The following is a 3,163-nucleotide window of genomic DNA, read 5'->3' as shown; positions in this document are numbered from 1 at the left end:
GTGGGGGTGGTGCAGTCGGTGGCGCGGGCGAGGAGGAGGGTGCGTTCGCGTTCGTTGCGGGTGAGGGAGGCGGCGTGTTCGAAGTCGGCGCGGGCTTCGGCTGTGCGGCCGAGTCGGGCGAGGAGGTCGGCCCGGACGCTGAAGAGGAGGTGGTAGTCGCGCAGGGCGGGTTCCGCGGCGAGAGCCGTCACGAGCGGGAAGGCGTGCTCGGGGCCGTGGGCCATGGAGACGGCCACCGCGCGGTTGAGTTCGACGACCGGGGACGGGGTGCGGGCGGCGAGCAGGTCGTAGAGGGCGGCGATCCGCGGCCAGTCGGTGTCCTGGTAGGTCGGCGCGTGGGCGTGGCAGGCGGCGATGGCGGCCTGGAGGACGTACGGGCCGTGGGCGCCTGAGGCGGCGGACTCGGCGCGGGCGAGCGCCGCGAAACCGCGGCGGATCAGCAGCCGGTCCCAGCGCGTCCGGTTCTGCTCCGCGAGCAGAACCGGTTCGCCGGAGCGGTCCGTCCGGGCGGCGGACCGGGCGGCCTGGAGCTCCAGCAGCGCGGCCAGCCCGTGCACCTCGGGCTCCTCGGGCATCAGCCCGGCGAGCACGCGGGACAGCCGCAGCGCGTCCTCGCAGAGGCCGGGCCTCAGCCAGTCGTCGCCCTCGGTGGCCGTGTAGCCCTCGTTGAATATCAGGTAGATGACCTCCAGGACGGAGTCCAGGCGAGCCGCGCGGTCCGCCCCGCGCGGTACCTCGAAGGGGACGTTCTTCCTGGCGAGCGTCCGTTTGGCCCGGACGATGCGCTGTGCGACGGTCGCCTCGGGCGCCAGGAAGGCGCGGGCGATCTCCGGCGTGCTGAGGCCGCCGAGCAGCTTCAGGGTGAGGGCGATCCGGGCGTCGGCGGAGAGCACGGGGTGGCAGGCGGTGAAGACGAGACGGAGCATGTCGTCGTCGATGTCGTCGGCGTACGGGTCGATGGCGGCCAGTTCGTCGACGCCGTGCCGCGGGCCGGTCTCCAGGTCGCGGCCCATCTCCTCGAGTTTGCGCGCGTACCGCTCGCGGCGGCGTACGAGGTCGATGGCGCGGTGCTTGGCGGTGGCCGTCAGCCAGGCGGCCGGGTTGGCCGGGATGCCCGTCTCGGGCCACTGCTCCAGCGCGGCGACGACGGCGTCCTGGAGGAGTTCCTCCGCGATGCCCACGTCGCGCACGATGCGGGTGACGCCGGCGATGATCCGCGCGGACTCCATCCTGCACACCGTCTCGACCGTGCCGGCCGCGTCCCTTCGTGCCACGGCCACTCATCAGAGCAGCCGTGGCACGGGGGCGCAACCGCGGCGCGGCCGCTGTCACTCCTCGACGACGCTCAACCGTCGTCGGCTCTCAGCCCTCGTCGGCTCTCAGCCCTCGACGATCTCGCGGACCTCGGTGGTGACCGTGAGGTCCTCCGGGTGGATCTCGAGGAACCGCCTGACCCACTCCAGCGCCTCTGCCATGTCCTTGGCATGGAGGATCGAGTAGCCGCCGATGACCTCCTTGGTCTCGGTGAACGGCCCGTCGGTGTAGCTGATCCTCCCGCCGGACCAGGTGGCCCTCGTCCCTTCGGCGGTCGGCTTGAGGCCGGCCGTGTCCAGCATGACGCCGGCCTTGGTGATCTCCTCGAACAGCGCGCCCATGCGCTCCTCGAACTCGGCCCCCAGGCCCTCGGGCGGCAGGGTGTTCTCGTCGATGCGGATCATCGTCATGTAACGCGGCATGGTGGCTCACTCCTCGGTAGGGCGGGGACCGTTTTTCTCCGCCTCTCACACCCGCGTCGAACGGGCGCGACAGGAATCGACACCTCGCCGGAGAGTTTTTTCGAGGCACCTCCGGCCGAACCCGCGCGTCGCGACGCGCCGGTGCCGCGGTCAGTGCGGTTCCTCGGGACTGTCGAGGAGACGCAGCACCAGGCCGGCGGCGGGCTTGGGGCCGAAGGACGTGGACTTGTGGGGCAACAGGACGCCGGTGGCGGCGAGTTCGCGGACGGTGGGCTCGGCCATCGGGGGCAGGAGGAGGGCGGTTCCGCCGCCGGTTCCGGCCACGGCGGCGGTCGCCTGGCGGGCGTCGTGGACGTGGCGCACGGCCCCGGGCAGGTTGTGCGTCGACCAGGCGCGGGCGAGGAGCAGATGGTCGGCGACGGCCGCGGGGACGTCCCGCCACCGCGCGGGTTTTCCGGTGAGGGCTTCGTCCAGTGCCGTGGGGTCGGGGTCGGTGACGGACCAGGCCCGTCCGCCGCCGCTGATGACGAGTGTCCCGGGGAGGGGAACGCGAGGCCCGTCGAGGAGTGGCCGTACGCAGGCGACGTCCGCGGCGGCCGCGGCGGCCTTGTCCGGTTCCAGTCCCGGTATGACGCGGTGGATCGCGGCCAGGCGCAGGGGGTGGGTGGCGGAGTTCACCAGCAGGGCCAGGCAGCTCCGCCACGGGTTGGGGCCGGCTCCGTGGCGGTCGTGCAGCCGGAGGCAGGCGGCGTGGCGGTGGTGGCCGTCGGCGATGAGGAGCTGGTGGCGTGCCACCTCCGCGGCGATGACGGCCTGGTCGTCGGGGTTGGCGCAGGACCACAGGAGATGGGTGACCGCGCCGGTTCGGGCGGCGGCCACGGGTGGTGTTCCGGTGACGCGGTTGATGGCCCGCTCCGCCGCCGACGCCGCGGCGTGGTAGGTGAGCAGCAGGGGTTCGGGCTGGGCGCGCAGCGCCTCCATGAGCCGGGCGCGGGCGGCGACCGTGTGCGGCTGGACGTCCTCGTGCGGCAGGACCGTACCGCGGCCCGGCAGGGGCAGGTCGAGGGCACCGATCACGCCCTGTTGGAGGACGCGGGTACTCCTGCCGGTGCCGGTGTGCTGCCGGTAGACGTAGAGGGTCGGTCGGGGGTCCTGGACGAGCACCCCCGCGCGCAGCCACTGGTCGAGGTGGGCGCCTGCGCGGCGCGGGTCGTCGCCGTGGAGCAGCCGGGCGATGTGGTGGGGACGCGACCGCAGGTCACGCGCGCGGTCGGGGCCGATGTCGTCGTACGGGGGACAGACCATGGCGGAGAGGTCATCGACACGGCGGGGGTCGTAGCGCACGCCCCGGAAGGGGCGCAGCCGCGGGGCGGGGAGGGCTGGGTCGGGCATCGATCGCTCCTGGGGGTATCCGGGGCGGCCGGGCG

Annotated in this window: 3 protein-coding genes; all 3 read right to left on the bottom strand. The window is 73.6% G+C overall.

What is annotated here, in order from left to right:
* Nucleotides 1–1,229, bottom strand: a 1,229-nt coding sequence (locus FNX44_RS25365; protein WP_143651324.1) for an RNA polymerase sigma factor, incomplete at its 3' end; no start/stop codon positions are given.
* Between the two features lie 150 nt (nt 1,230–1,379).
* The gene (locus FNX44_RS25360; protein WP_143651323.1) at nt 1,380–1,736 is read right to left on the bottom strand and encodes a YciI family protein; all 357 of its coding nucleotides are present in this window, start codon (nt 1,734–1,736) and stop codon (nt 1,380–1,382) included.
* 150 nt (nt 1,737–1,886) lie between these two features.
* Nucleotides 1,887–3,128 (bottom strand): DUF1015 family protein, encoded by a 1,242-nt coding sequence (locus tag FNX44_RS25355; protein ID WP_143651322.1) that lies wholly within the window; start codon nt 3,126–3,128, stop codon nt 1,887–1,889.
* Between the last annotated feature and the right edge of the window lie 35 nt (nt 3,129–3,163).

The organism is Streptomyces alkaliterrae (assembly GCF_007097205.2).
GTDB classification, from domain to species: Bacteria; Actinomycetota; Actinomycetes; order Streptomycetales; family Streptomycetaceae; genus Streptomyces; species Streptomyces alkaliterrae.
This window is presented reverse-complemented; position numbering and strand designations above follow the sequence as displayed.

Coding starts and splice junctions, on each gene's coding strand:
- FNX44_RS25355 (WP_143651322.1), bottom strand. CDS start 3,128: ATGCCCGACCCAGCCCTCCCCGCCCCGCGGCTGCGCCCCTTCCGGGGC.
- FNX44_RS25360 (WP_143651323.1), bottom strand. CDS start 1,736: ATGCCGCGTTACATGACGATGATCCGCATCGACGAGAACACCCTGCCG.